Source organism: Methylococcus sp. S1M (assembly GCF_051295855.1).
GTDB classification, from domain to species: domain Bacteria; phylum Pseudomonadota; class Gammaproteobacteria; order Methylococcales; family Methylococcaceae; genus Methylococcus; species Methylococcus capsulatus.
In genome coordinates this window covers 215,452-237,660 of sequence record NZ_JBPDXO010000003.1, presented here as the reverse complement: position 1 = coordinate 237,660, position 22,209 = coordinate 215,452, and the positions used below count along the sequence as shown (strand labels likewise).

Here is a 22,209-nt window from a genome sequence, read left to right as displayed (position 1 = left end):
GGAAAAAACCATGAATCTGGATCAGATCATCGAAGCCACCAGCGTCATGCCGGTGATGGTGGTGGACCGTCCCGAAGATGCCGTGCCGCTGGCCCGCGCCCTGGTCGAGGGTGGCATCCGCGTGCTGGAGATCACCCTGCGCACCGCCGCCGGTCTCGACGCCGTCAAGGCGATCCGCCGCGAGGTTCCCGATGCCATCGTCGGCGTCGGCACCATCGCCACCCCCGCCCAGCTCGAGGCCTCGATCGCCGCGGGCGCCCAGTTCGGGGTTTCACCGGGCACCACGCCGACTCTGCTCAAGGCCATCGTCGACAGCAGGCTGCCGTTCTTCCCCGGTGTTGCCACGACTTCCGAGGTGATGCAGGTGCTGGAGGGCGGGCTGACCGTGATGAAGTTCTTCCCGGCGGTGGCCGCCGGTGGCGTCAAGATGCTGGAATCCTTCCGGGGTCCGTTCCCGCAGGTGCGGTTCTGCCCGACCGGCGGCATCAACGCCCAGAACGCCCCGGATTTCTTCAAGCTCCCCAACGTGGTCTGCGTCGGCGGCTCCTGGCTGACCCCCAAAGACCTCGTCGCCGCCGGCAACTGGGCGGAAATCACCCGCCTGGCGCGCGAGGCGGCCGCGCTCAAGCCCTGAATCCTCCGGCAGGGACGGCCCACCGGCGGGTCGTCTGGCAGGGTCTATCGGCTTCGCGCCTGGCTTGATCGATGGGGAACGGCCCGTGGTTCCGCTCAGAGCGATGCGGCGTCCATCGTGCCGATGCTCGACGGGTTTCCATGCGGCGAGTGATGCCGGGATGCGACCGGGGACGGTTGTTGCGAACCTGCAATGCGAAAGACCGATGATCCGATTTTCATCGCCCTTGGACACGTTGATCGAAGTCATCAAACGCTTCCGCTTCCACCTCCGTAGGTAAAGGTGATCCGATGCCGGCCACTCCCCACCTCATCTCCACTCTCATCCAAAGCGCCGCATCGGCCATCCAGTCGCATGCCGAGGAGGTGAGCGCTCTCGATCAGGCGATCGGCGACGGTGACCATGTCGTCAACCTCCAGCGAGGGCTGGAGGCTTTGTCGCAGCAGGCGGAAAGTCTGGCGGCGCTGGACTGGCCGGCGGCCTTGCAGAAGATCGGCATGACCCTGATGGCGTCGGTGGGCGGGGCGTCGGGCTCGCTGTACGGCACCTTGTTCATCGCCATGGGCAAGGCCATGAAAGACCGGGAAATGAACCTGGCGAATCTGGCCGAGGCCTTCGGTCGGGGCGTGGAGGCGATGAAGGCGCGCGGCAAGGCGGATCGGGGCGAGAAGACCATGCTGGACGTGCTGATCCCGGTGGCCGACGTACTGAAATCGGCGGCGGAGCATGCCATCGCTCCGGGGCAACTGGCGGAGGAGGTGAGCCGCGCCGCCGAGGCGGGCATGGAATCCACCCGCGACATGCTGGCCACCAAGGGCCGCGCCTCTTTCCTGGGCGAGCGCGCCATCGGCCACGTCGACGCCGGCGCCCGCAGCAGCCAGTTGATGATCTCGGCCATCGCCGAAGTCGTGGCGGAATCGGCCTGGTGACGCCGCCGGCCCTCAACAGCCCCAGCGCAGGGCGGCCGTGTGCACCGGCGCGTCCCACAGCCTGAGCATTTCCTCGTCCAGCAGGCTCAGGGTGAGGGAGCAGCCGGCCATGTCCAGCGAAGTGGTGTAATTCCCTACCAGGGAGCGCGCGATGTCGACGCCGCGTCCGCTCCAGTACCGGTGCGCCAGCCCGTACACCAGATGCAGCTCGATCAGGGGAGTGCCGCCGAAGCCGTTGACGTGCAGCAGTACCGGCTGGCCAGCTCGCGGTTTCAGCTCCTCGTCGATGACGGCGGCGATGTAGTCCACGATCTCGCCGGCGCTGCCCAGAGCCATGCGCTCCCGCCCCCGTTCGCCGTGAATGCCCACACCCATTTCCATTTCCCGTTCGCCGAGCTCGAACATCGGCTTGCCCAAGGCTGGCACGGTGCAACTGGTCAGGGCGACGCCCATGGAGGCGGTGGCGTGGACCACGCGTTCCCCCAGGGCCTTGCAGGCGGCGAGGTCGTAGCCGGCTTCCGCCGCCGCGCCGACGATCTTCTCCACCACCGTGGTGCCGGCGATGCCGCGCCGGCCCATGCCGCGGTTTTCCGGGAGGGAGACGTCGTCGTGCACGAGCAGCGAGTCGTGGGGGATGTCCAGCATCTCGGCGGCGATTTCGAAGTTCATCACGTCACCGGCATAGTTCTTGACGATGAACAGGACGCCGCCGCCGTGGTCCACCGCCTGGGCGGCCGCCAGCATCTGGTCCGGGGTCGGCGAGGTGAACACCTGGCCGGGGCAGGCGGCGTCCAGCATGCCGAGGCCGACGAATCCCGTGTGCAGCGGTTCGTGCCCCGAGCCTCCGCCCGAGACCAGGGCCACTTTGCCCGGCCTGGCCGGTGCCTTGCGGGAGACGAAGCGGGGTTCGGGGCTGAAATCGACGATGTCGGCGTGGGCCAGGGCGAAACCGCGGAGGCTTTCGTCCAGGAAATCCTCGACCGTGTTGATGAATTTTTTCATGAGGCTTCTTTGGGAGGCGATCAAAAGATTCAGGCGTCCAATCTCACGGTCCGGCCGCTGGCGGCGGATTCCAGCGCGGCCACGAGGGTCCGGCAATTCGTCCTGGCATCGTCCAGCGACAGCAACGGCGGCTTGCCGTTCAGGACGCAGTCGGCGAAATGCTCGATCTCCAGCCGGAAATGGTTGGCCACCGGCAGTTGTTCGAGGCACTGGCGGCCGTCCTCGGTCCACCAGGAGATGACCGGGATGTCGCCGGGATTCTGCCAGGCCGTATGGCACTTCACGCCGCCCAGTGTGCCGGTGATCTCGTACTCCGAGCGCCGCGCACATTCGAAGCTGATATCGAAATGGCCGCGCCGGCCGTCGCCGAAATCGATCACGCCGCTGGTGGCGATGTCCGCGCCGCTCTCGACGTATTTCGCCATCGCCGTCACAGCGACCGGATCCTGCTCGAAGCACCAGCGCAGGGAATGCACCGCATAGGGCCCGATGTCCCACATCGCGCCGCCGCCGTGTCGGACGTCGCGTGCCAAGCGGTAGCGCCGGGCCGGGCGCATCATGAACGAATAGCTGGCGCGGGCATAGCGGACCTCGCCGATCGCGCCGGAGCGGACGATCTCCTGCACCCGCGCATGCTGGGGATGGAAGCGGTACATGAAGCCTTCCATCACCGTCAGGCCGCGTTCGCGGGCGGCCGTTGCGATCGCCCCGATGTCCGCCGCCGTCAGCGCCATGGGCTTCTCGCACAGCACGTGCTTGCCGGCCTGCAGCGCCCGCACCGCCCATTCGGCGTGTTCGTGATTGGCCATCGGGAGATACACCGCCTGGACCGCGTCATCGGCGAGCAGGACCTCGGGTTGGTCGTAGCAGCGCACGTCCTGCTGGTGCGGTGCGTATTTGGCCAGGGTCTCTGCGGCGGCGCCGGGACGCCGGCTGGCGATGGCCACCAGTTCGGAATTCGAGGCCTCGACGATGGCGGGCATCAGGCGTTCGTTGACGCGGGCCGCGCCGAGGATGCCCCAGCGCAGTTTCGTTGGAATTTCCATGGTTTCCCCTCCTCGAGCGTTGTCGTTTTGGAAAATTTTTTCGCGCCGTGACTGTAGCACAGCGCCGGAACTGCGGGTGCATGACTAAATACCATGAAAATCATAAGGTTGAGATCGCCTCCCTTTTGACTTCCGGCACTGCTTGCGCCATCCTCCCGCCTGTCCCAGACCACTGACGAAACACCAGGAGGAAATCCCATGACCATCCGAGTCGGAGACCGTCTGCCCGCGGGCAGCCTCACCGAATGCACCGAGTTCGATCCGGCCACCGCCTGTCCCATGAATCCCAGGGCGGTCGACGTCGGTGAACAGGCTCAGGGCAAGAAGCTCGTGATCTTCGGCGTGCCCGGCGCCTTCACCCCTACCTGTTCGGTCAAGCACCTGCCCGGCTTCGTTGCGAATCACGATCGGCTCAGGGCCAAGGGCGTGGACGAAATCTGGTGCATGGCCGTGAACGACGGCTTCGTGATGGCGGCTTGGGGCCGCGAGCAAAAGGCCGGCGGCAAGGTGCGCATGATGGCCGATGGCAGCGCCGAATATGCGAAGAAGCTCGGCCTGGAGCGCGACCTGACCGCCAACGGCATGGGCATCCGCTGCCACCGCTTCGCCATGATCGTCGACGACGGCGTCGTCAAATATCTCGGCGTCGAAGCCTCCGGCAAGTTCGAAGTCTCGAATGCCGAGGCCGTGCTGGCGCATCTTTGATCGGCTCGTCAGATCCCCCCACCCCATGCAGGAACCCACCCATGAAAATAGGCATCGCATCCGATCACGCCGGTTTCGATTACAAAGAACGGCTCCGTGCCTGGCTCGCTTCGCTCGGCCATGAGGTCGTCGACTACGGCTGTTTCAGCGACGAGCGCACCGATTATCCCACCTGGATACGCCCCTGCGCGCAGGCCGTGGCCGCCGGCGAGGTCGAGCGCGGCATCGTGCTCGGCGGCAGTGGCAATGGCGAGGCCATCGTCGCCAACCGGGTCAAAGGCTGCCGTTGCGGCTACTGCTTCAACGAAGAAACCGCCTACCTCACCCGTTGGCACAACGACGCCAACTGCATCGCCATCGGCCAGCGCATCGTGACTTTGGACATGGCCAAGAAGATCGTCGAGACCTTTCTCTCGACCGGCTTCGAGGGTGGCCGGCACATTCCCCGGATCGTGGCGATCGACGCCTAGCCCCTGCCGCCCAGGGCCACCGGCCACTCCGATGGGTACCGTCTTTGCCTGGGCGGTTCGATGCCGCCGAGTCTGCAAAGGGGGACGTCGAGGCGATGCGATGTTGAAAATGTTTTCGGGGTGGGAGTAGTCTTTGCGCGGGACCGATGGATCGATCGTCGACATGCGAATCGCCTTCGGATTGCCGTTTCAGCCATAGATGGAGAAGACCCATGTTTCTCAAGAAAAAACAGAACGGACATCTGGTCGAGATTCTCGGCCTCGGCGATTTGTTCAATCCGATGCACAAGATGGTGCCCGGCCGTCTGCACTACGGCGAGGAGCTGCAGGACCCCGAAAAGTTCGCCAAGTCGGATCTGATGTTCCCCTCCGGCGAGGACCTGCCCCGCTGCTGGGTCGATCCCCACTACCGCGACAGCGAGCTGAAAAAATAACTCCCGGCTTCAGGCGGAAGCCAGACGGTGCGCCTGCCGGGTCGTTTCCGGCAGGCGGTACCGGGGGGCGCAGCGCAGTACCCAGTCCACAGCGGTCGGCAGACTGAGCCGATGCCCCACTGAGACGTACACCGGCTGGACGCCCCGGCGGGTCCGCACCACCGCACCGACGGTTTCGTCCCCGTCGATCAGCGGTATCCAACTTCCCCGATCCTCCGCCAATTCTCCATGCGTGCCGACCAGGCGGGTCTTGCCGACGCCGATGGTCGGAATTCCCGTCAGCACCCCGAGGTGGCAGGCGATGCCGAAACGCCGCGGGTGGGCGTAGCCATGCCCGTCCACCAGGATGAGTTCGGGTAGGAGATTCAGCCGTTCCAGCGCTTCGAGCAGTGCGGGCAGTTCGCGGAAGGAAAGCAGGCCGGGTACGTAGGGGAAACGGGTCGGCCGGCGAACGATGGCCTGGTCGCTCGGGCGGAGGCTGGGAAAATCGAGCACGGCGACCGCGGCGCGGGTGATGCGGCCGTGATCCTCGAACCCCACGTCCACCCCGGCCACCGTGCGGATCTCGTCGGGAAGCGCGTCTTCGGCCAGCACCAGCGGGCGGAGACGGGTTTGCAGGTTGGCGGCTTCCCTGGGACTCAAGTCCCAGCGATGTGAATGCTGGAGCGCCAGGCCCACGGTTCAATGTCCGGCTCGCTTGGCCTCGTCCCAGAAAGCATCGAGTTCGGCCAGGGTGCAGTCGGTCAGCCGCTTGCCGCTCCGGCTGACGCAGTCCTCGATGAACCGGAAACGCCGGCGGAACTTGCGGTTGCCTTCGCGCAGCGCGGTTTCGGCGTCCACGTCCAGGTGACGGGCGAGGTTGACCAGCGCGAACAGCAGATCGCCCATTTCCTCACGCACATGCGCCGTATCGCCCGAGGCGACGGCTTGTTCCAGTTCGTCCAACTCTTCGCGGACCTTGCTCAATACCGCTGCGGATGCATCCCAGTCGAAGCCGTGACGGGCTGCGCGCTTCTGCAGTTTGTGGGCTTCCATCAAGGCCGGCAAGGCGGTGGCGACGCCCTCCAGAACGCTTCCGCCAGTCTGGCCGTTTTTCTCCGACCGCTCTTCGAGCTTGGACGTCTCCCAATGGCGCAGCCGTTCCGCATCGCTGGCGAAGTCGATGCCGGCGAAGACGTGCGGATGGCGGCGTTCCAGCTTGTCGGCGATCGCTGCAGCGACGGCTTCGAAATCGAACAGCCCCCGTTCCTCCGCCATCCGCGAATGGAACGCGACCTGCAGCAGCAGATCGCCCAGTTCGTCCCGCAGGTCGGTGAAGTCGCCCCTTTCGATGGCATCGGCGACCTCATAGGCTTCTTCCAGCGTGTAAGGGACCAGGCTGGCGAAGTCCTGCCGAAGGTCCCAAGGGCAGCCCGTGTCCGGGTCCCGTAAGCGGGCCATGATATCGAGGAGGCGTCGGGTCTGTTGCACGGTCAGAAGGCGTAATCGAAGTTTTCGCGGAAACGTTCCCGGAAGGCTTCGAGCGAGAAGCTGTGATTCTGGGTGCCGGCCGTTTCCACCTTGATCGCGCCCATGAGCGAGGCGATGCGGCCCGTGGTCACCCAGTCCAGGTCTTCGAGCAGGCCGTAGATCAGCCCGGCCCGGTAAGCATCGCCGCAGCCGGTGGGATCGAGCACGGCGTTGGGACGTGCGGCGGGGATTTCATGGCAGGCTCCGGCGGCGTAGATGAGGGAGCCGCCGGCTCCGCGGGTGACGATCACAGCATCGACCCGCTCGGCGAGCCGGGCCGGATTCAGGCCGGTGCGCTCCTGCATCAGGCGTGCCTCGTAGTCGTTCAGTGTGACCCAATTCGCCAGCTCGACAAACTTGAGCAGTTCCTCCCCGTCGAACATCGGCATGCCCTGACCCGGATCGAAGATGAAAGGGATATGGGCATCGGCGAACTGGCGCGCATGCTGGAGCATGCCGTCCTTGCCGTCGGGGGCCACGATGCCGAGGCGGATGCCGGCATCGGTCGGCACGTCGTTCAGATGGGAAAAGGACATGGCCCCCGGATGGAAAGCCGTGATCTGGTTGTCGTCCATGTCCGTGGTGATATAGGCCTGCGCGGTGTAGCTGTCTTCGACCGTGCGGATGTAGTCACGGCGGATGCCGCAGCACGCCAGCCATTGGGCATAGGGTCCGAAATCCTTGCCGACGGTGGCCATCGGCAGGGGATCGTGGCCCAGCAGTTTGAGGTTGTAGGCGATGTTGCCGGCACAGCCGCCGTATTCGCGGCGCAGCTCCGGCACTAAGAACGAGACGTTCAGGATGTGGACCTGGTCGGGCAGGATATGGTGTTTGAAACGGTCCTGAAACACCATGATGGTGTCATAGGCCATGGAGCCGCAGATGAGAGCGCTCATGCCGGTATCGTCCTGCTATCGTCGGAGTGAAATGGGCTAGTCTGCCGGGAGTGTTTCAACGAATCAAGATGAGGAACCAGACGCTGCCGGCCAGGACCAGCGAACTCAGCACCGCCGCGGAACCGATGTCTTTGGCCCGACCGGACAGGTTGTTCCGCTCGATGCCGATGCGGTCGATCGTTACCTCGACGGCAGTGTTGAGCAGTTCAACGATCAGGACGTTGATCAGCACCCCCACCAGCAACGCCCGCTCGATCCCCGTTTCACCCAACCACAAACCGAGCGGCACGCCAGCGAGGGTCAGCCAGCATTCCTGGCGGAAGGCCTCTTCATGGTGCCAGGTGGCGCGTACGCCGGCGAGGGAATTGATGAATGCGGCGTAAAGGCGTGCGAAGCCCTTGAGATTTTGTCCAGCCATGCGATTTCCTTCGAAAACGGTTGTCAAAAGCCGAAGTTGCAATCAGCCACTATCCCACGCCGAGGTTACAAGGGTGTTGTGGCTGGCTCCTCGGTCTGAACGTGAAAAAAGGACTATGCTTTAGGAAAGAAGAAGCGATGAGGGCTGCCTCGCCGGGAAAATGGGGAGTGACGGCATCGACCGGGAAGGGGCTGCGCAACCTTCCGGGAATGCCGCGCAAACGGTCAGCGCAAGAGGAGAGAATCATGGATACGAAACACAGCGGTTACTTCAAGAATTCCCTTTGGCTGTTGGTTCTCGGCTCTTGTGCCTGGGCCGCTTCGTCGGTTTCGGCATGGGCAGCCGATGGATGCAGCTTTGAGTACATCATCACCAGTCAGGCAGCGAACACCTTTTCCGCCAGTGTGAGGGTCACGAACACGGGCAGCGCGCTGAGCGGATGGACCGTGGCGTGGAACATGCCCGGCGGACAGAAGATCACCCGATTGTGGGACGGCAAGTGGTCACAGAGGCTGTCGGCGGTCACCGTGCGCAACCTGGAGTCCAACCGCAAGGTGGCGAGCGGAGGAGTCATCCAGTTCGGATTCGATGCCACCTACTCCGGGGTCAACGGGATTCCTGCGGCCATGACGCTCAATGGGGCACAATGTTCATCGACTCCGACTCCGACTCCGACTCCGACTCCGACTCCGACTCCGACTCCGACTCCGACTCCGACTCCGACTCCGACTCCGACGCCGACGCCGACGCCGACGCCGACGCCGACGCCGACGCCGACTCCGGGTCCGGCGGCCAACCCGATCGGCATCAACATCACCGGGCTTTCCTACTACGGGACCGAGGTGCCGTTCCTGAATCTGTTCAAGCTGTCCGAGCCGTGGCTGACCCAGTGCGACGCCTACCAGGATCCGAACTGCAGCACCTTCGTCGAAGCGGGCGGCAGTTCCTGGAACACGAGGGAGCAGGCCAAGCTGATTCTGGATTCGAACGGCTACCCGCGTTCGCTGCCCGATCCCGCCCAGGGGGCGGCTAGCGGCACCAACTACACATCGGTCGCGACCCTGGTCCCGACCGGCTTGAATTCCGCCACCCCGGCCGGACGGTTCATCGTCCTTTATGACGGCGAAGGCACCCTGGCATACGGCCGCGGCGCGAGCAGGAATGCCTCGCTGTCCTCGCCGGGCCGGGATGTCATCGACGTCTCGACCGACGGCATCCAGACCTGGATCCAGGTCTCCATCAAGGCCACCGATCCCAACAAGACCGGGAATCACATCAGGAACCTGCGCCTGCTGCAGGCCGGCGGGGTCTGCAGCAACGATCCGGCGGCGTACTGCGACCCCTCGGCGGCACAGAGCGGCTGTGCAAGCGGCGGCTCGTGCCGGTCGTTCGAGCAGGTTTACCCGACTCAACCGTTCGACCCTCGCTTCCTGCGCAATCTGGCGGGTTTCAAGGCCGTCCGCTTCATGGCGTTCCAGAACACCAACGACTCGCAGGTCGAACTGTGGGCCGACCGCACCCTGCCCGACGACGTCACCTGGGTGTCCGAGCGCGGCGACGGCGGGCCGGTGGAGATGGCGGTGGCGCTCGGCAATCAGCTCGGTGCCGACATCTGGGTGAACATGCCGACCCATGCGGACGACGGCTATGTGCGCAGTTTCGCCACTCTGGTGAAGAACACGCTCGCGGCAAGCCGGAAGGTGTACGTGGAGTACAGCAACGAGGCCTGGAACGGTGCGTTTTCCGCCGGGAGCTGGATGGAAAATCAGGCACTCACGCGCTGGGCCGGCGCCAGCGACACACCCTTCGGCAAGCGCCTGCAATGGTATGGCATGCGCACCGCCCAGATCTGCGACATCTGGAAGGCGGTCTGGGGTGCATCGTTCAGCCGGGTGGTGTGCGTCCTGGGCGCCCAGGCGGCCAATCCCTGGACCGCCAGGCAGGCGCTGGACTGTCCTTTATGGGCGGCGGAAAACGGCGGAGCCTCGTGCGTGCAGCACGGCATCCGCGCGCTGGCGATTGCTCCCTATTTCGGCTATTACCTCGGTCTGCCGGAGAATCGGACGGTCGTGGACGCGTGGACCGGTCAGGCGGACGGCGGGCTGGCCAGCCTGTTCGCCGAGCTCCTGCAGGGCGGTTCCTTCGTCAACGGGCCGGCCGGCGGTGCGCTGGAGGACGCAAGGCGGCAGATGCTGCAGTACAAGGCCGTCGCCGCGGAATACGGGCTGGAGCTGGTCGCCTATGAGGGTGGGCAACATCTGGCGGGTGTCGGCGCGGTGGTCGACGACAATGCGGTCACCGATCTGTTCGTCGCCGCCAACCGCGACGGCCGCATGGGCCCGGTCTACAGCCGGCACCTGAACGACTGGAGCGCCGCGGGCGGCGGACTCTACAATCTGTGGAACAGCGTGGAGCCCTATTCGAAGTGGGGGGCGTGGGGATTGCTCGAATACCGCGATCAGGGCGGCGCGCCGAAATACGACGCGGTGAAGAGCCTCCTCTCCCCTTAGACTCCACGGAACCGGGCCGAAGGCCGTGCCGTCCGGTCTAACGCCGCGTTCCACGGAGCCTGGTGACCGGGCGGTCTCTTTTCACTCTTCGGCGATGGTCCGGTAACCCTCGGCGTCGAGCAGCTGGTCCATTTCCCCAATGTCGTCGGGTCTCACGGCGAACAGCCAGGCCTCGTAGGGCGACTGGTTGACCCGTTCCGGCGCGTCGGCCAGAGCCTCGTTGCGAGCGACGATCTCTCCGCTCAAGGGGCTGTTGACGTCCGCTGCCGCTTTCACCGATTCGACCACCGCACAGGCCTCGCCGGCGTGGACGCGGCGGCCGACCGCCGGCAGTTCCAGATAGACCAGATCCCCCAGCGCTTCCTGGGCATGGTCGGAAATTCCGACCTTGACGGTTCCATCCGCTTCCAAGCGGGCCCATTCGTGGGTCTTGGCGTATTTCAGCCCGGCCGGCAAATTGCTCATGAGTCGGTGTCCTCTTTCTCGGGGCGGTCAGACCGCCATCGCCACAACTTATGTGAAATCGCCGGGCAGGTAAAGGCGTGTGGCGAGTAATGCAGTGTCGCCGACCGGTGTTACCCGGTCTTTCGGCACCGTTTGCGGGTAAACTACAGGGAACCCATACTGGAAGTTTCTGGTCAGGAGCCCTCGAGAATGAGCGTTACCCAGGCGGATGTCGAAGCCGCTCTGAAAAACTTCGTCGATCCCAATCTCGGCGTCGATTGGTTCGCCGCCAAGTCGGTGAAAAAGATAAGCGTGGACGGCGACCGCGTGAGTCTTCGCATTGCGCTGGGGTATCCCGCCGGTTCCTGCCGCGATGAACTGGCGCAGGCCGCGAAAGCCGCGATCCGCGCGGCGGTCGGCGCCGCCGAGGTCGAGATCGACCTCGTCTCGGAAATCGTCTCCCATGCGGTACAGAAGGGCCTGAAGCCGATGCCGGGGGTGCGGAATATCATTGCCGTCGCTTCGGGCAAAGGAGGGGTCGGCAAGTCGACCACGGCGGTCAATCTGGCCCTGGCTCTGGCCGGCGAAGGCGCGCGGGTCGGTATTCTCGACGCCGACATCCACGGTCCCAGTCAGCCGCTGATGCTGGGCGTGTCCGGGCGGCCCGAAACGGAGGGCAGGAAGATCCACCCCATCGTTGCGCATGGTCTCCAATCCATGTCCATCGGCTATCTGATCGACGAGGACACCCCGATGATCTGGCGCGGCCCGATGGTCGTCGGCGCCTTGCAGCAACTATTGAACGATACCCTGTGGGAGGACCTCGATTACCTGATCGTCGACCTGCCGCCCGGCACCGGGGACATTCAGCTTTCGCTGGCGCAGCAGATCCCGGTGTCCGGCGCCGTCATCGTCACCACCCCGCAGGACATCGCTCTTCTGGACGCCCAGAAGGGCCTCAAGATGTTCGAAAAGGTCAGTATCCCCGTGCTCGGCATCATCGAGAACATGAGCGTCCATGTATGCAGCCGCTGCGGACACGCCGAACCGATCTTCGGCGAGGGCGGCGGCGAGAAGATGGCGCAGAAGTATGGCACCGAATTGCTCGGCCAGTTGCCGCTGGACCGCAGCATCCGCGAAGACGCCGACGGCGGGCGGCCGACCGTGATCGCGGCGCCGGACAGCGAGCCGGCCCGGATGTACCGGAGCATCGCCCGCAAGGTCGCGGCGCGGCTGGCGCTCAAGGCCAAGGACTACAGCGGCCGCTTCCCCACCATCACTGTCGTCAACAACTGACCGCATCGACATGGGTATCAAATCAGACCGCTGGATACGGAAGATGGCGCGGGAGCACGGCATGATCGAACCGTTCGAGCCGCATCAGGTCCGCCACGGCGATTGTTCCAGCGTCATCTCCTACGGCACCTCGAGTTATGGCTACGACGTCCGCTGTTCCAACGAATTCAAGATATTCACCAACATCAATTCGGCCATCGTCGATCCCAAGAATTTCGATCAGAACAGCTTCGTCGACCTGGTCTCGGACGTGTGCATCATTCCGCCCAATTCATTCGCGCTGGCTCGGACCGTGGAGTACTTCCGTATCCCCCGCGACGTCCTGACCATCTGCCTGGGTAAATCGACCTATGCCCGCTGCGGCATCATCGTCAATGTCACGCCCCTGGAGCCGGAATGGGAGGGGCACGTGACCCTGGAGTTTTCCAACACCACGCCCCTGCCGGCGAAGATCTACGCTAACGAAGGCGTTGCCCAGGTATTGTTCCTCGGCGCCGACGACGTCTGTGAAACTTCCTATCGCGACCGCAGCGGCAAATACCAGGGCCAGACCGGTGTCACCCTGCCCAAGGCTTGATTTCGACCTTTTTCGGAGAACCCCCTTCATGCTCGATTCGACCACTCTCTTCGCCGATGCCTGCCGTTTCATTCCCGGCGGGGTGAACTCTCCGGTCCGCGCCTTCCGCGGCGTGGGGGGGACGCCGGTGTTCGTCGATCGCGCCGAAGGCCCTTACGTCTATGGCGTGGATGGCAAGGCCTATATCGATTACGTCGGTTCCTGGGGACCGATGATACTTGGCCATGCCCATCCGGAAGTCTTGACGGCGGTGCATGCCGCGGTCGACCGGGGTCTGAGCTATGGCGCGCCGACGGTGGCCGAGACGGCCATGGCGAAGACGGTTTGTGCGCTGATGCCCTCGCTGGACCGGGTGAGGATGGTCAGTTCCGGCACCGAGGCGACCATGAGTGCCATCCGACTGGCGCGCGGATACACCGGTCGCGACAAGATCGTGAAATTCGAGGGCTGTTACCATGGCCATTCCGATTCACTCCTGGTCAAAGCCGGTTCCGGCGCCCTCACCCTCGGCGCGCCCAGCTCGCCCGGTGTGCCGGCCAACCTGGCGGAACACACCCTCGTCCTGCCTTACAACGATGCCGCCGCGGTGCGGGACGTCTTCGCGCGTCACGGCGCCGAGATCGCCTGCATCATCGTCGAACCCGTGGCCGGCAACATGAACTGCGTACCGCCGGTTCCGGGCTTCCTGGAGACCCTGCGCGACGTCTGCGACGCCAGCGGCGCGGTGTTGATTTTCGACGAAGTGATGACCGGCTTCCGGGTGGCGCTGGGCGGCGCCCAGGCGCATTACGGTATTTGCCCGGATCTGACGACGCTGGGCAAGGTCATCGGCGGTGGCATGCCGGTCGGGGCTTTCGGTGGCCGGCTCGACATCATGGAGCAGCTCGCGCCGGTGGGGCAGGTTTACCAAGCCGGGACGCTGTCGGGCAACCCCGTGGCCATGGCGGCGGGACTGAAGACGCTGGAGCTGATCTCGCAGCCGAAGTTTTTCGATGAGCTGGCGGAAAAGACCCGCCATCTGGCGGAGGGACTGCGGGTCCGGGCCGAGCAGGCGGGGATTCCCCTATGCGTCAACTGGGTCGGGGGTATGTTCGGCCTGTTCTTCACCGAACAGCAAGGGGTGAGCCGGTTCGATCAGGTCATGGCCTGCGACCAGGAGCGTTTCCGGCGGTTTTTCCACGGCATGCTGGAAGAGGGGGTCTACCTCGCGCCTTCGGCTTTCGAGGCCGGCTTCGTGTCCGCGGCCCACGACTACCAGATCCTGGACCGCACCCTCACCGCGGCCGAGCGGGTATTCGCCGGACTTTGAGCCTGGAAGCCGTCCATCTGTGGGTTGGCCAGCACCCGCATCTCGCTGGGCTGGCGGTGTTCGCCATCGTTCTGGCCGAATCGCTCGCGGTCGTGGGCCTGCTGCTGCCCGGCACGGTCCTGATCTTTACTTTCGGTACGCTGGTGGGCGGCGGCTCGATGGATTTCGTCTCGACGTATGTCTGGGCATTGAGTGGCGCGCTCCTGGGGGATGGCATCAGTTTCTGGCTGGGCTGGCGCCATGGTCAGCGGATCCGGACCGTCTGGCCTTTCAGCCGGTTCCCGGCGGTGCTGGAGCGGGGGGCCCACTTCTTCCGGCGTTACGGCGGCCATGGCGTCCTGTTCGGCCGGTTCTTCGGCGCCGTGCGCGGTATCGTACCCCTGGTGGCCGGCATGGCCGGCATGCCGGCAGGCCGCTTCGTCGGCTACAGCGCCGTGGCGGCGGCCCTGTGGGTTCCCGTATTCCTGGCCCCGGGGGTCCTGTTCGGGGCATCGCTGGAACTGGCCTCGGGAACGACGGCCCGGCTGGTCGGGCTCGGGCTCGGGCTCATCGCTTTGCTGTGGTTCGCGGTGTGGGCGACGGTGCGTGTCTATGCGTTCCTGCAGCCCAGAGCCCGCGACCTGATCCTGCTGATGTTCCGCATCGCCGGAGAGCACCGTCTGCTCGGTCGCATCACGCTGCCGTTGCTCGATTCCGAGCGGCGGGACTACGGGGGGCTGGCGCTGGTCGGCGGTCTCATTTTCGCGGTGGTTTTCGCCCTGGGGCGGTCGTTCACGGTTCCTCCGTTGCCCGTTTCGTTCGCCGCATGGCGCACGCCGGCGGCGGATTACGGTTTCACGGTGCTGGAGTCGTTGGGGAGCCGTGAAACCCTGCTGATCGGATTCGGCGTACTGGCGCTTTGGCTCGGCTTCCAGCGTTGGTTCGTCGCCCTTGCCCACTGGTTGATCGCGACGGTCTTCGCGCTGTCGTTGGGCTGGCTGGGAGACCATGGGTTCGTCCTGCCGGCGTTCGATGGTCATGTGTTGCGTGGAGGCGTGGCGTCCGGCTTTGTCGCGGTTCTCGTGGCGCCGGTGTTCCGGAGGGTCGGGGGATGGGTGGCGTACGCGGCGGCGGCGGCGCTGGTCGCGGCCTTGGGATTCGCCCGTATTTACCTGGAACACAGTGAAATACCCCAGGTCCTGTTCGCCCTGGCGATCGGTCTGTCATGGACGGTTCCGTTGGGAATCGCCTGCCGTAGGCATTGCGAAGCGAAGGCGGCATCGCCGGCTGTTGCGGCGCTGGTGACGGTTTGTCTGGCGCTGGTGCTGGCGGCCGCAGCCGTGCGGCACGGTCCGGCGGAATTCGTGCATGCCCCGCTCGTTCGCCGGATGACGACCGCCGAGTGGCTCGCGGACGGCTGGAAACGGCTGCCGGCTTACCGGCTGCAGCCGTTGGGGCGACCGCACCAGCCTTTGCCGATTCAGTGGGCGACCTCCCTGAGTGGCGCGCGGGAGAACCTCGAAAAGCTGGGCTGGCGGATGGCGGCGCCATTGTCCTGGCAGTCGGCGCTGCAATGGTTCAACCCGCGGGCGAAACCGGAGGAATGGCCGGTGCTGGCGCGTTTCAACGAGGACAGCGAAGACGCCTTGCGCATGTTGCGGCCCGAACACGGCGGGCGCTGGACGGTGCTGCGGCTGTGGCCGAGCCGGTTCGTGCTGGCGGAAGACGGCGTCCCGCTTTGGGTGGGCAGGATAGACCGGCTCGAAGCGGTCAACCGCTTCGGTTTCCTGGGCTATTTCCGGGAGGCGGGCGACTCGGACCGCATCGATGCCGCGATGCTCCTGGCGCCGGAGCGCATCCCGGGGCTCGTTGCCACCCCGGTGATGCGGGATCCCGGATCCCCGGCGGTTCTGATCCGGGAGCGCTGGAAGCCGGTGCCTTAGCGTTTCATCATGTCGAAGAACTCACGGTTGGTCTTCGAGTCCTTGAGCTTGCCCAGCAGGAACTCGTTGGCCGCCATTTCGTCCATGGGCTGCAATATCTTGCGCAGAATCCAGCTTTTCTGCAGTTCGTCCGGATCGACGAGGTATTCTTCGCGACGGGTGCCCGAACGGTTGATGTTGATGGCGGGGTAGATGCGCCGCTCCGCGATCTTGCGTTCGAGGTGCAGCTCCATGTTGCCGGTGCCCTTGAATTCTTCGTAGATCACTTCATCCATGCGCGAGCCGGTGTCGATGAGGGCGGTGGCGATGATGGTCAGGCTGCCGCCTTCTTCGATGTTGCGGGCCGCGCCGAAGAAGCGCTTGGGACGTTCCAGGGCATTGGCGTCGACGCCGCCGGTCAGCACCTTGCCCGAGGACGGCACCACCGTGTTGTAGGCGCGTGCCAGGCGGGTGATGGAATCCAGCAGGATGACCACGTCCCGTTTGTGTTCGACCAGACGCTTGGCCTTTTCGATGACCATTTCGGCGACCTGGACATGCCGTGCGGGCGGCTCGTCGAAGGTGCTGGAGACGACCTCGCCCTTGACGCTGCGCTGCATCTCGGTGACTTCCTCCGGCCGTTCGTCGATGAGCAGCACGATCAGATAGCACTCGGGATTCTTCTCTGCGATGGAATGGGCGACGTTCTGCAGCATCATCGTCTTGCCGGCTTTCGGCGGCGATACGATCAGGCCGCGCTGACCCTTGCCGATGGGGGCGACCAGGTCGATCACCCGTGCGGTCAGGTCTTCCGTGGTACCGTTGCCCAGTTCCAGCACGAAACGCTGGACCGGGAACAGCGGCGTCAGGTTCGAGAACAGGATCTTGTGCTTGGCGTTTTCCGGAGGTTCGTAATTGATCTGCTCGACCTTGAGCATGGCGAAATAACGCTCGCTGTCCTTGGGCGGCCGTATCTTGCCGGAAATGGTGTCGCCGGTGCGCAGGCTGAAGCGCCGGATCTGGCTCGGCGACACATAGATGTCATCGGGTCCGGCGAGGAAGGAACTGTCCGGCGAGCGCAGGAATCCGAAGCCATCCTGCAAGATTTCCAGCACCCCGTCGCCATAGATGTCTTCGCCGCTTTTTGCCAGTTTCTTCAGGATCGAAAAGATCAGATCCTGCTTGCGGGTTCGGGCGACGCCTTCGATGTCCAGGGATTCGGCGATTTCGATCAGTTCGGATACGGGCTTGCGCTTGAGGTCAGTGAGGTTCATGCGTTTCCATTGAGGAATTATCGGGGTATGGGAAAAGTCCGGGAGAATTGGCCAGGAAGGCCGCTGGACTCGGGGTCAGGGTCAATCCGACAGAACGCTGTCGGGTCAGGGGAAAAAACGGGGCGCTCGATGCTTCGGACGAAAGGGGCATTCGCTCCGGGGAATGACGGCGAATGCCCGGGAGGTTACATATTGCCTTCGAGGAAGGCCGCGAGCTGGGATTTGGTCAATGCGCCCACCTTGCTGGCGACCACTTCACCGCCCTTGAATACCATCAAGGTGGGGATGCCCCGCACACCGTAACGCTGCGGGGTCGCCGGGTTGTCGTCGATGTTGAGCTTGGCGACGGTCAGGCGGCCTTCGTATTCGCCGGCGATCTCGTCGAGGATGGGAGCGATCATCTTGCACGGGCCGCACCATTCGGCCCAGTAGTCCACCAGCACCGGTCCGGGTGCCTTGAGGACCTTGTCTTCGAATTCGGCGTCGGTCACATGAAGGATTTTGTCACTGCTCACTTGGGCGGCTCCTCGTAGGTGATCACCGGCCCGCTCCCTGGACTCAAGGCGTGCCTGCAGCGGGCCGTGATTGCGTAGATGGCTGGCATTTTCGGGCCAAAACGCCATGGATGCAAGTCCTCTCAGAGACGGCTGAGCTCCGGCAACCGGTCAGGGCGTCGATTCAGGCGACCTGCCGCCGTGTTTCGCCTTTTCCCAGGCAGCCGACGACCGTCTGGCGGGCCGCGTGGGCCAGTTCGTCGCGGTTGAGGTGTTCGCTGTCGATGGCGAGGCCGAAACTCAGTTCGGCCACGGTCCGGGGAATCCCCAGCATCCTCAGGAGGTGGGGAAGAAACGCAGCCTCGCCGACGAACGGCGCGATTTTGCCGGCATCCCCCCGGTAAGCCAGCGCGACCGGCTGCACTGCGACGCCGGCGCGTTTGGCCGGCTGGAACAGACGGGGATGGAACCGCAGCACGGTCTCTCCGCTGGAGCTGGTGCCTTCCGGGAACAGCAGCAGGGTGCGTTTCTGGCGCAGCAGCCAGGTCATCCGCTCGCCGAGCCGCTGGGTATCTTCGCGGTCGCCCCGCCGCAGGAACAAGGTGCCGGTGCGACGGGCGAGGAAACCAAACACCGGCCAGCCGGCGACATCCTGTTTGGAGATGAAGGTCAGCGGAGCCTGAGCGCCGATGACGACGATGTCCAGCCAGGAAATGTGGTTGGCGACCCACAGCGGCGCGTCGGGGTTCCATCGGCCACGGCGTTCGACGTGCACACCGAGGATGAGCAGGAGGGTGCGGAACCAGGCCATCTGGACCCTGTCCCGCAGGCACTGGGCGCGGTTTTCTCCCAGGGCCCGCAAGGGGGGGAACAGCAGCACCACGGCCGCCATGCCGCCCAGGCAGGCGGCCGTCACCAGGACGGCCCTATAGGCCTGTCTGAAGCGCGGCATTCCGCTCGCCTCCGACGAAGTGGCGTTCATAGCGTCCTTGCAGGCGTTCCATCTTCAGCAGGACGAAGACGTCCATGACGTCGAAATCCTCGTCCCAGCAGGGTTCGCCGAAAACCCAGGCGCCCAGCCGCAGATAAGCTTGCAGGAGGGGGGGGACGCCGCTCTCGTCGCGCTGGCAGCGTTTCCAGGCGGGGACCGGGTGGCGGGGCCGGACACCCAGCTCTGCCGGTCCCAGTCGTCCTTCCCCGACGTTGCGGTAGACCGCGTCCACCGCGAAACCGCTCGGGCCCGGCGGGATGCTGGCGCAGCCCATCAGGTGGTCGAAGCCGCCTTGCGTGACGTATTCCGACAGGGCCCCCCATAGGCAGGCGATGACGGCGCCGCCACGGTAGTTCGGGTCCACGCAGGTGCGGCCGATCTCGAGGAATCGTCCTTTCAGGGCGAGGACGCCGGACAGGCTGAACTCGCCTTCCGAATAGAAGCGGCCCAGCCGTTTGGCCTGGCTGTCGCTCAGCAGGCGGGTGCTGCCGATGACGCGGCGCTCGCGGTTGTCCATGACCACCAGGTGGTCGCAATAGGCGTCGAATTCGTCGATGTCGAGACCGTCGATGGGCGTGTGCAGGCGCGCCCCCATTTCCTCGGCGAAGACGCGGTAGCGAAGTTTCTGTGCGGCAACGATCGTCGCTTCGTCTCTCGCGACGAATGCCGTGAGCCGGCCCGGCCGACTCGTGCGTGATTCCGGTGCTCCCAACGTATATCTCCCGCGAACTTGATAAAGAGGTTCGGCAGAAGATACGGAGCAGAATTGACAGATTGGCTAAGACTCGGTGACGTTTGGATGAAAGCCGGGGTTTTCGATCAGGCCAGCCGCAGCCGAATCAGGGGCGTTCCAGGCGGAAGCGTTGCCCTTCGAAGACCAAGGTCAGGCTGGATTCGTCCACGCTTTCCAGGCGCACCCCTTCGGCGACGGTATCGCCCGCCGAGTGTCGTTTCATGTTGATGACGGCGAAGCGGTCGTCGGGGTGCGGACCGTAGGCGAACAGGTTGATCTTGAGCTGCGGAACCCGGCTCTGGAAGGAGGGTGGCATTTCGCTGAGCAAGGGAACCGTATCCCGCCTTGGCGCGGGCGTGGCCGGAGCGGGCGGCGGTGCCTTCCGTACCGGAGCCTCGGTTTCCGGGTCCTCCTCCTCCGCTTCGGTCGCATCGTCGATTTCGCCGGCCATCGTTTCGTCCCCGGCATCCTCTTCCGCCGCTTCTCCGGTCTCGGTTTCCGGTCCCTTGCCGCCGACGGGCCGGACCGCCGCCGGCGGTGCGGCCGGGTGCGGATGGAGCCCTCTGGGGGGGGCGTCGGCGCCGCCGAGCCGGCGGGCGAAAGGCGGCACCGTCGCCGCAGGAGGGGGCGACGGTTGGGTGGCCGCCACGGGCGCCGTCATTGAAGGAATTTCCCGGGTCAAGGAGGGCGGCGACTGACTTGCCGGCGCGTCGGGCGCCGGCGGGCTGCCCGAGGTGAGTCCCAGAAAATAGCCCAACGCCGCCACGTTGGCGACGACTACCACACCCAGGACCCACGGCAGCCAAGGGCGTCCAGGCACCGGTTCCGGTGAGAAGATCACGCTGTCCAGTGAGGCGGCTTGGCTGAGCTTTCGTTCCCGCTCCGATTTGCGGAGCGCATCGAGGATATAGGACATCGATCTAACCGGGCGAAGAGGTCATTCCAGGTGCGGCGCGTCGGCGCCCTTCGTTTCGTTGAGCAGGCGGATGAAAGTATGCGGTCCGACGGTACCATCGACAATCAGGCCGTGCTGTTTCTGGAAGGCGGCGACCTGGGCTTTCAGGGCTTCGTCGAAGCGCTGGGGGTCGGCGGGTTTCTTTTTTGCCGGAAAATGCTGGCGCAGCCATTTGACCGCGGGTGACGATTCGCCGGGCCGGAGTACGGTGACATTCGCCGCCGGCGGACGCCACAGCAGCGTGAACCTGCCTTCCCAGAACGGCAGGTTTTCCGTCAGCGGCAGGGTCGCGGGCTCGCCGCCGAATTCCACCGTCGCCAGATCGCCGGCGATGCCGGTCAGCGTGCCATAGCGCTTTTCCCCGCCAGGGAGGGCGAATTCCAGCACCGCCGGGTGATTCAGCGGGCGCAGGCCCGGCCAGCCGGAATCCTCGCTGAGACAGCGCAGACCCTGGCGCTCTGCGGTGGCGCACGGCTTGCCGGCGCCTGCTTCGATTCGCCAGAGCGCGAACAGCCGGTCAAAGGCGGCGGATTCGTCCCGGCCTTTCGATTTCAGCAGATCTTCGAAACGGGCGCGGCCGGTCGCTGCCGCCGGCAGGACCGTCTCCGGCGCGGCTCGGGGTGGAGCGGTCGGTGTGGTTGCAGGCGCTTCCTGCGCGGATGATGCGGTGTTGCCGCCGGGCGTGCGGCCGATGAGGGCGATCCCCGCGCCGCTCAGGGCCACGACCGCCACCCCCAGGAGCAGCCGCCGCAGGAAGCGGGGATGCAGGTTCCGTGGCAGGACCTCCCGGGCCGCGCGCCGGACGGTGGTGCGGTCCGCCTGGAATTTGCCCTGTGCGTAGGCACCCAGCAATGCCCGGTCGCAGATGATGTTGATCAGACGCGGAATTCCCCCGGACAGCCGGTGAACCGCCGCCAGCGCCGGGCGTGTGAACAGCGGGGCGGGGCAGCCGCTGACCGAGAGCCGGTGCTGGATGTAGTCGATGGTTTCCGCGCGGGTGAGCGGTGTCAGATGGTAGCGCGCGGTGATGCGCTGGGCGAGCTGCCGTAGCCGCTTCTGTTCCAGCAGCCGGGTCAGTTCCGGCTGGCCGATCAGGATGATCTGGAGGAGCTTGCGCTCGCTGGTTTCGAGATTGGTCAGGAGGCGAATCTGCTCCAGCACGTCGAAGCTCAGATTCTGCGCCTCGTCGATCACCAGCACCGTGCGCCGCCCTTTGGCATGGGCGGTGAGGAGGTACTCGTTCAGGGAATCGACCAGAAGCTTGAGACTGGCGCCTGCCTGCGGATAGCCGATGTGCAGTTCGTCACAGACGGCGGCGAGAAGTTCCAGTGCGTCCAGGCGGGGGTTCAGGATCAGGGCGACGTCGACGTTTTCCGGCAACTGTTCGATCAGGCAACGGCACAGGGTGGTCTTGCCGGTGCCGACTTCGCCGGTGAGGGCGACGAAGCCGCCGCCTTCCTCCTTGATGCCGTAAATGAGGTGGGCCAGAGCCTCGCGGTGTCTGGCACTGGGGTACAGGAACCGGGGGTTCGGCGCGATCGAAAACGGCGCGTCGGTGAGCCGGAAGAATCGGGTGTACATCGTTTCTCGACCGGGGAGAATCCGGGAATGGTAATCCGAATCGAAGGGCATGGGCAGCCGTCACCGGAAGCCGGGCGAGGGGCGACGGGCGCGAGCCGCCG

The 22,209-nt window shown here is 65.1% G+C and carries 23 protein-coding genes; 10 read left to right on the top strand and 13 right to left on the bottom strand.

All coding sequences use genetic code 11. The features are described from left to right. Positions 1-10 precede the first annotated feature (10 nt). Together ACSHWJ_RS07625 and dhaL are read left to right on the top strand one after the other, a co-directional pair. Positions 11-634: a bifunctional 4-hydroxy-2-oxoglutarate aldolase/2-dehydro-3-deoxy-phosphogluconate aldolase gene (locus ACSHWJ_RS07625; RefSeq protein WP_026045868.1), complete on the top strand. Its 624-nt coding sequence runs from the start codon at positions 11-13 to the stop codon at positions 632-634. A 290-nt stretch (positions 635-924) separates the two neighbouring features. After that, positions 925-1,563: a dihydroxyacetone kinase subunit DhaL gene (gene dhaL / locus ACSHWJ_RS07620; protein ID WP_432539579.1), complete on the top strand. Its 639-nt coding sequence runs from the start codon at positions 925-927 to the stop codon at positions 1,561-1,563. 12 nt (positions 1,564-1,575) lie between these two features. Here the strand turns inward: dhaL and dhaK are convergent, their stop codons facing one another. Together dhaK and ACSHWJ_RS07610 are read right to left on the bottom strand one after the other, a co-directional pair. Beyond that, a complete protein-coding gene (gene dhaK / locus ACSHWJ_RS07615; RefSeq protein ID WP_432539578.1) occupies positions 1,576-2,565 on the bottom strand; it encodes a dihydroxyacetone kinase subunit DhaK in 990 nt (329 codons plus the stop codon). 29 nt (positions 2,566-2,594) lie between these two features. Next, positions 2,595-3,611: a Gfo/Idh/MocA family protein gene (locus tag ACSHWJ_RS07610; RefSeq protein ID WP_432539577.1), complete on the bottom strand. Its 1,017-nt coding sequence runs from the start codon at positions 3,609-3,611 to the stop codon at positions 2,595-2,597. A gap of 198 nt (positions 3,612-3,809) precedes the next feature. Between ACSHWJ_RS07610 and ACSHWJ_RS07605 the strand changes: the two genes are divergently transcribed. From ACSHWJ_RS07605 to ACSHWJ_RS07595, 3 genes are all read left to right on the top strand, one after another. Further along, positions 3,810-4,316, top strand: coding sequence for a peroxiredoxin (locus ACSHWJ_RS07605; protein WP_432539576.1), 507 nt, complete (start codon positions 3,810-3,812; stop codon positions 4,314-4,316). Between the two features lie 41 nt (positions 4,317-4,357). Further along, a complete protein-coding gene (gene rpiB / locus ACSHWJ_RS07600) occupies positions 4,358-4,786 on the top strand; it encodes a ribose 5-phosphate isomerase B (RefSeq protein ID WP_010959415.1) in 429 nt (142 codons plus the stop codon). 212 nt (positions 4,787-4,998) lie between these two features. After that, a complete protein-coding gene (locus ACSHWJ_RS07595) occupies positions 4,999-5,220 on the top strand; it encodes a hypothetical protein (RefSeq protein ID WP_010959416.1) in 222 nt (73 codons plus the stop codon). 9 nt (positions 5,221-5,229) lie between these two features. Here the strand turns inward: ACSHWJ_RS07595 and nfi are convergent, their stop codons facing one another. Genes nfi through ACSHWJ_RS07575 form a run of 4 tightly spaced genes read right to left on the bottom strand, consistent with a single transcriptional unit; the run spans position 5,230 to position 8,043 of the window. After that, positions 5,230-5,898, bottom strand: coding sequence for a deoxyribonuclease V (gene nfi, locus ACSHWJ_RS07590; RefSeq protein ID WP_432539575.1), 669 nt, complete (start codon positions 5,896-5,898; stop codon positions 5,230-5,232). Between the two features lie 3 nt (positions 5,899-5,901). Then, a complete protein-coding gene (gene mazG / locus ACSHWJ_RS07585) occupies positions 5,902-6,690 on the bottom strand; it encodes a nucleoside triphosphate pyrophosphohydrolase (RefSeq protein ID WP_010959418.1) in 789 nt (262 codons plus the stop codon). 2 nt (positions 6,691-6,692) lie between these two features. Continuing rightward, the gene (locus ACSHWJ_RS07580) at positions 6,693-7,625 is read right to left on the bottom strand and encodes a carbohydrate kinase family protein (protein WP_010959419.1); all 933 of its coding nucleotides are present in this window, start codon (positions 7,623-7,625) and stop codon (positions 6,693-6,695) included. Positions 7,626-7,680: 55 nt separating this feature from the next. Beyond that, positions 7,681-8,043 carry a diacylglycerol kinase gene (locus tag ACSHWJ_RS07575; RefSeq protein WP_010959420.1) on the bottom strand — a complete coding sequence of 121 codons (363 nt, stop codon included), beginning with the start codon at positions 8,041-8,043 and terminating at the stop codon, positions 7,681-7,683. Positions 8,044-8,288: 245 nt separating this feature from the next. Here ACSHWJ_RS07575 and ACSHWJ_RS07570 point away from each other — a divergent pair, with 245 nt between their 5' ends. Further along, entirely contained in the window at positions 8,289-10,553 is a 2,265-nt protein-coding gene (locus ACSHWJ_RS07570; RefSeq protein ID WP_432539574.1) for a cellulose-binding domain-containing protein, read from the top strand. Positions 10,554-10,634: 81 nt separating this feature from the next. On the opposite strand, the gene gcvH is transcribed toward ACSHWJ_RS07570, so the two are convergent. Beyond that, a complete protein-coding gene (gene gcvH, locus ACSHWJ_RS07565) occupies positions 10,635-11,018 on the bottom strand; it encodes a glycine cleavage system protein GcvH (RefSeq protein ID WP_010959423.1) in 384 nt (127 codons plus the stop codon). A 189-nt stretch (positions 11,019-11,207) separates the two neighbouring features. On the opposite strand from gcvH, the gene apbC reads away from it, so the two are divergent. Genes apbC through ACSHWJ_RS07545 form a run of 4 tightly spaced genes read left to right on the top strand, consistent with a single transcriptional unit; the run spans position 11,208 to position 16,101 of the window. Beyond that, positions 11,208-12,293, top strand: coding sequence for an iron-sulfur cluster carrier protein ApbC (apbC, locus tag ACSHWJ_RS07560; RefSeq protein WP_010959424.1), 1,086 nt, complete (start codon positions 11,208-11,210; stop codon positions 12,291-12,293). A 10-nt stretch (positions 12,294-12,303) separates the two neighbouring features. Continuing rightward, on the top strand, positions 12,304-12,870 hold the full coding sequence (gene dcd, locus ACSHWJ_RS07555; protein WP_010959425.1) for a dCTP deaminase: 567 nt from the start codon (positions 12,304-12,306) through the stop codon (positions 12,868-12,870). A 28-nt stretch (positions 12,871-12,898) separates the two neighbouring features. Then, positions 12,899-14,179, top strand: a complete 1,281-nt coding sequence (hemL, locus tag ACSHWJ_RS07550) for a glutamate-1-semialdehyde 2,1-aminomutase (protein ID WP_010959426.1) — start codon at positions 12,899-12,901, stop codon at positions 14,177-14,179. Further along, a complete protein-coding gene (locus ACSHWJ_RS07545) occupies positions 14,176-16,101 on the top strand; it encodes a VTT domain-containing protein (RefSeq protein WP_432539573.1) in 1,926 nt (641 codons plus the stop codon). Before hemL ends, ACSHWJ_RS07545 begins: the two co-directional genes overlap by 4 nt. On the opposite strand, the gene rho is transcribed toward ACSHWJ_RS07545, so the two are convergent. From rho to ACSHWJ_RS07515, 6 genes are all read right to left on the bottom strand, one after another. Beyond that, a complete protein-coding gene (rho, locus tag ACSHWJ_RS07540) occupies positions 16,098-17,354 on the bottom strand; it encodes a transcription termination factor Rho (RefSeq protein WP_010959428.1) in 1,257 nt (418 codons plus the stop codon). The genes ACSHWJ_RS07545 and rho overlap by 4 nt on opposite strands. A 185-nt stretch (positions 17,355-17,539) precedes the next feature. Next, positions 17,540-17,869 carry a thioredoxin TrxA gene (gene trxA, locus ACSHWJ_RS07535; protein WP_010959429.1) on the bottom strand — a complete coding sequence of 110 codons (330 nt, stop codon included), beginning with the start codon at positions 17,867-17,869 and terminating at the stop codon, positions 17,540-17,542. Positions 17,870-18,032: 163 nt separating this feature from the next. Continuing rightward, positions 18,033-18,800, bottom strand: a complete 768-nt coding sequence (locus ACSHWJ_RS07530) for a lysophospholipid acyltransferase family protein (RefSeq protein WP_432539572.1) — start codon at positions 18,798-18,800, stop codon at positions 18,033-18,035. Further along, positions 18,775-19,551 carry a GNAT family N-acetyltransferase gene (locus ACSHWJ_RS07525; RefSeq protein ID WP_010959431.1) on the bottom strand — a complete coding sequence of 259 codons (777 nt, stop codon included), beginning with the start codon at positions 19,549-19,551 and terminating at the stop codon, positions 18,775-18,777. Before ACSHWJ_RS07525 ends, ACSHWJ_RS07530 begins: the two co-directional genes overlap by 26 nt. A 127-nt stretch (positions 19,552-19,678) precedes the next feature. Further along, positions 19,679-20,488: a general secretion pathway protein GspB gene (locus ACSHWJ_RS07520; protein WP_010959432.1), complete on the bottom strand. Its 810-nt coding sequence runs from the start codon at positions 20,486-20,488 to the stop codon at positions 19,679-19,681. Positions 20,489-20,509: 21 nt separating this feature from the next. Further along, on the bottom strand, positions 20,510-22,108 hold the full coding sequence (locus ACSHWJ_RS07515) for an ExeA family protein (RefSeq protein ID WP_041360509.1): 1,599 nt from the start codon (positions 22,106-22,108) through the stop codon (positions 20,510-20,512). Positions 22,109-22,209: the final 101 nt, after the last annotated feature.

Excerpts from the sequence above, each read along its gene's own strand:
- ACSHWJ_RS07625 (WP_026045868.1), top strand. The coding sequence starts at position 11 with ATGAATCTGGATCAGATCATCGAAGCCACCAGCGTCATGCCGGTGATG.
- dhaL (WP_432539579.1), top strand. The coding sequence starts at position 925 with ATGCCGGCCACTCCCCACCTCATCTCCACTCTCATCCAAAGCGCCGCA.
- dhaK (WP_432539578.1), bottom strand. The coding sequence starts at position 2,565 with ATGAAAAAATTCATCAACACGGTCGAGGATTTCCTGGACGAAAGCCTC.
- ACSHWJ_RS07610 (WP_432539577.1), bottom strand. The coding sequence starts at position 3,611 with ATGGAAATTCCAACGAAACTGCGCTGGGGCATCCTCGGCGCGGCCCGC.
- ACSHWJ_RS07605 (WP_432539576.1), top strand. The coding sequence starts at position 3,810 with ATGACCATCCGAGTCGGAGACCGTCTGCCCGCGGGCAGCCTCACCGAA.
- rpiB (WP_010959415.1), top strand. The coding sequence starts at position 4,358 with ATGAAAATAGGCATCGCATCCGATCACGCCGGTTTCGATTACAAAGAA.
- ACSHWJ_RS07595 (WP_010959416.1), top strand. The coding sequence starts at position 4,999 with ATGTTTCTCAAGAAAAAACAGAACGGACATCTGGTCGAGATTCTCGGC.
- ACSHWJ_RS07580 (WP_010959419.1), bottom strand. The coding sequence starts at position 7,625 with ATGAGCGCTCTCATCTGCGGCTCCATGGCCTATGACACCATCATGGTG.
- ACSHWJ_RS07575 (WP_010959420.1), bottom strand. The coding sequence starts at position 8,043 with ATGGCTGGACAAAATCTCAAGGGCTTCGCACGCCTTTACGCCGCATTC.
- ACSHWJ_RS07570 (WP_432539574.1), top strand. The coding sequence starts at position 8,289 with ATGGATACGAAACACAGCGGTTACTTCAAGAATTCCCTTTGGCTGTTG.
- gcvH (WP_010959423.1), bottom strand. The coding sequence starts at position 11,018 with ATGAGCAATTTGCCGGCCGGGCTGAAATACGCCAAGACCCACGAATGG.
- apbC (WP_010959424.1), top strand. The coding sequence starts at position 11,208 with ATGAGCGTTACCCAGGCGGATGTCGAAGCCGCTCTGAAAAACTTCGTC.
- dcd (WP_010959425.1), top strand. The coding sequence starts at position 12,304 with ATGGGTATCAAATCAGACCGCTGGATACGGAAGATGGCGCGGGAGCAC.
- hemL (WP_010959426.1), top strand. The coding sequence starts at position 12,899 with ATGCTCGATTCGACCACTCTCTTCGCCGATGCCTGCCGTTTCATTCCC.
- rho (WP_010959428.1), bottom strand. The coding sequence starts at position 17,354 with ATGAACCTCACTGACCTCAAGCGCAAGCCCGTATCCGAACTGATCGAA.
- ACSHWJ_RS07530 (WP_432539572.1), bottom strand. The coding sequence starts at position 18,800 with ATGCCGCGCTTCAGACAGGCCTATAGGGCCGTCCTGGTGACGGCCGCC.
- ACSHWJ_RS07520 (WP_010959432.1), bottom strand. The coding sequence starts at position 20,488 with ATGTCCTATATCCTCGATGCGCTCCGCAAATCGGAGCGGGAACGAAAG.
- ACSHWJ_RS07515 (WP_041360509.1), bottom strand. The coding sequence starts at position 22,108 with ATGTACACCCGATTCTTCCGGCTCACCGACGCGCCGTTTTCGATCGCG.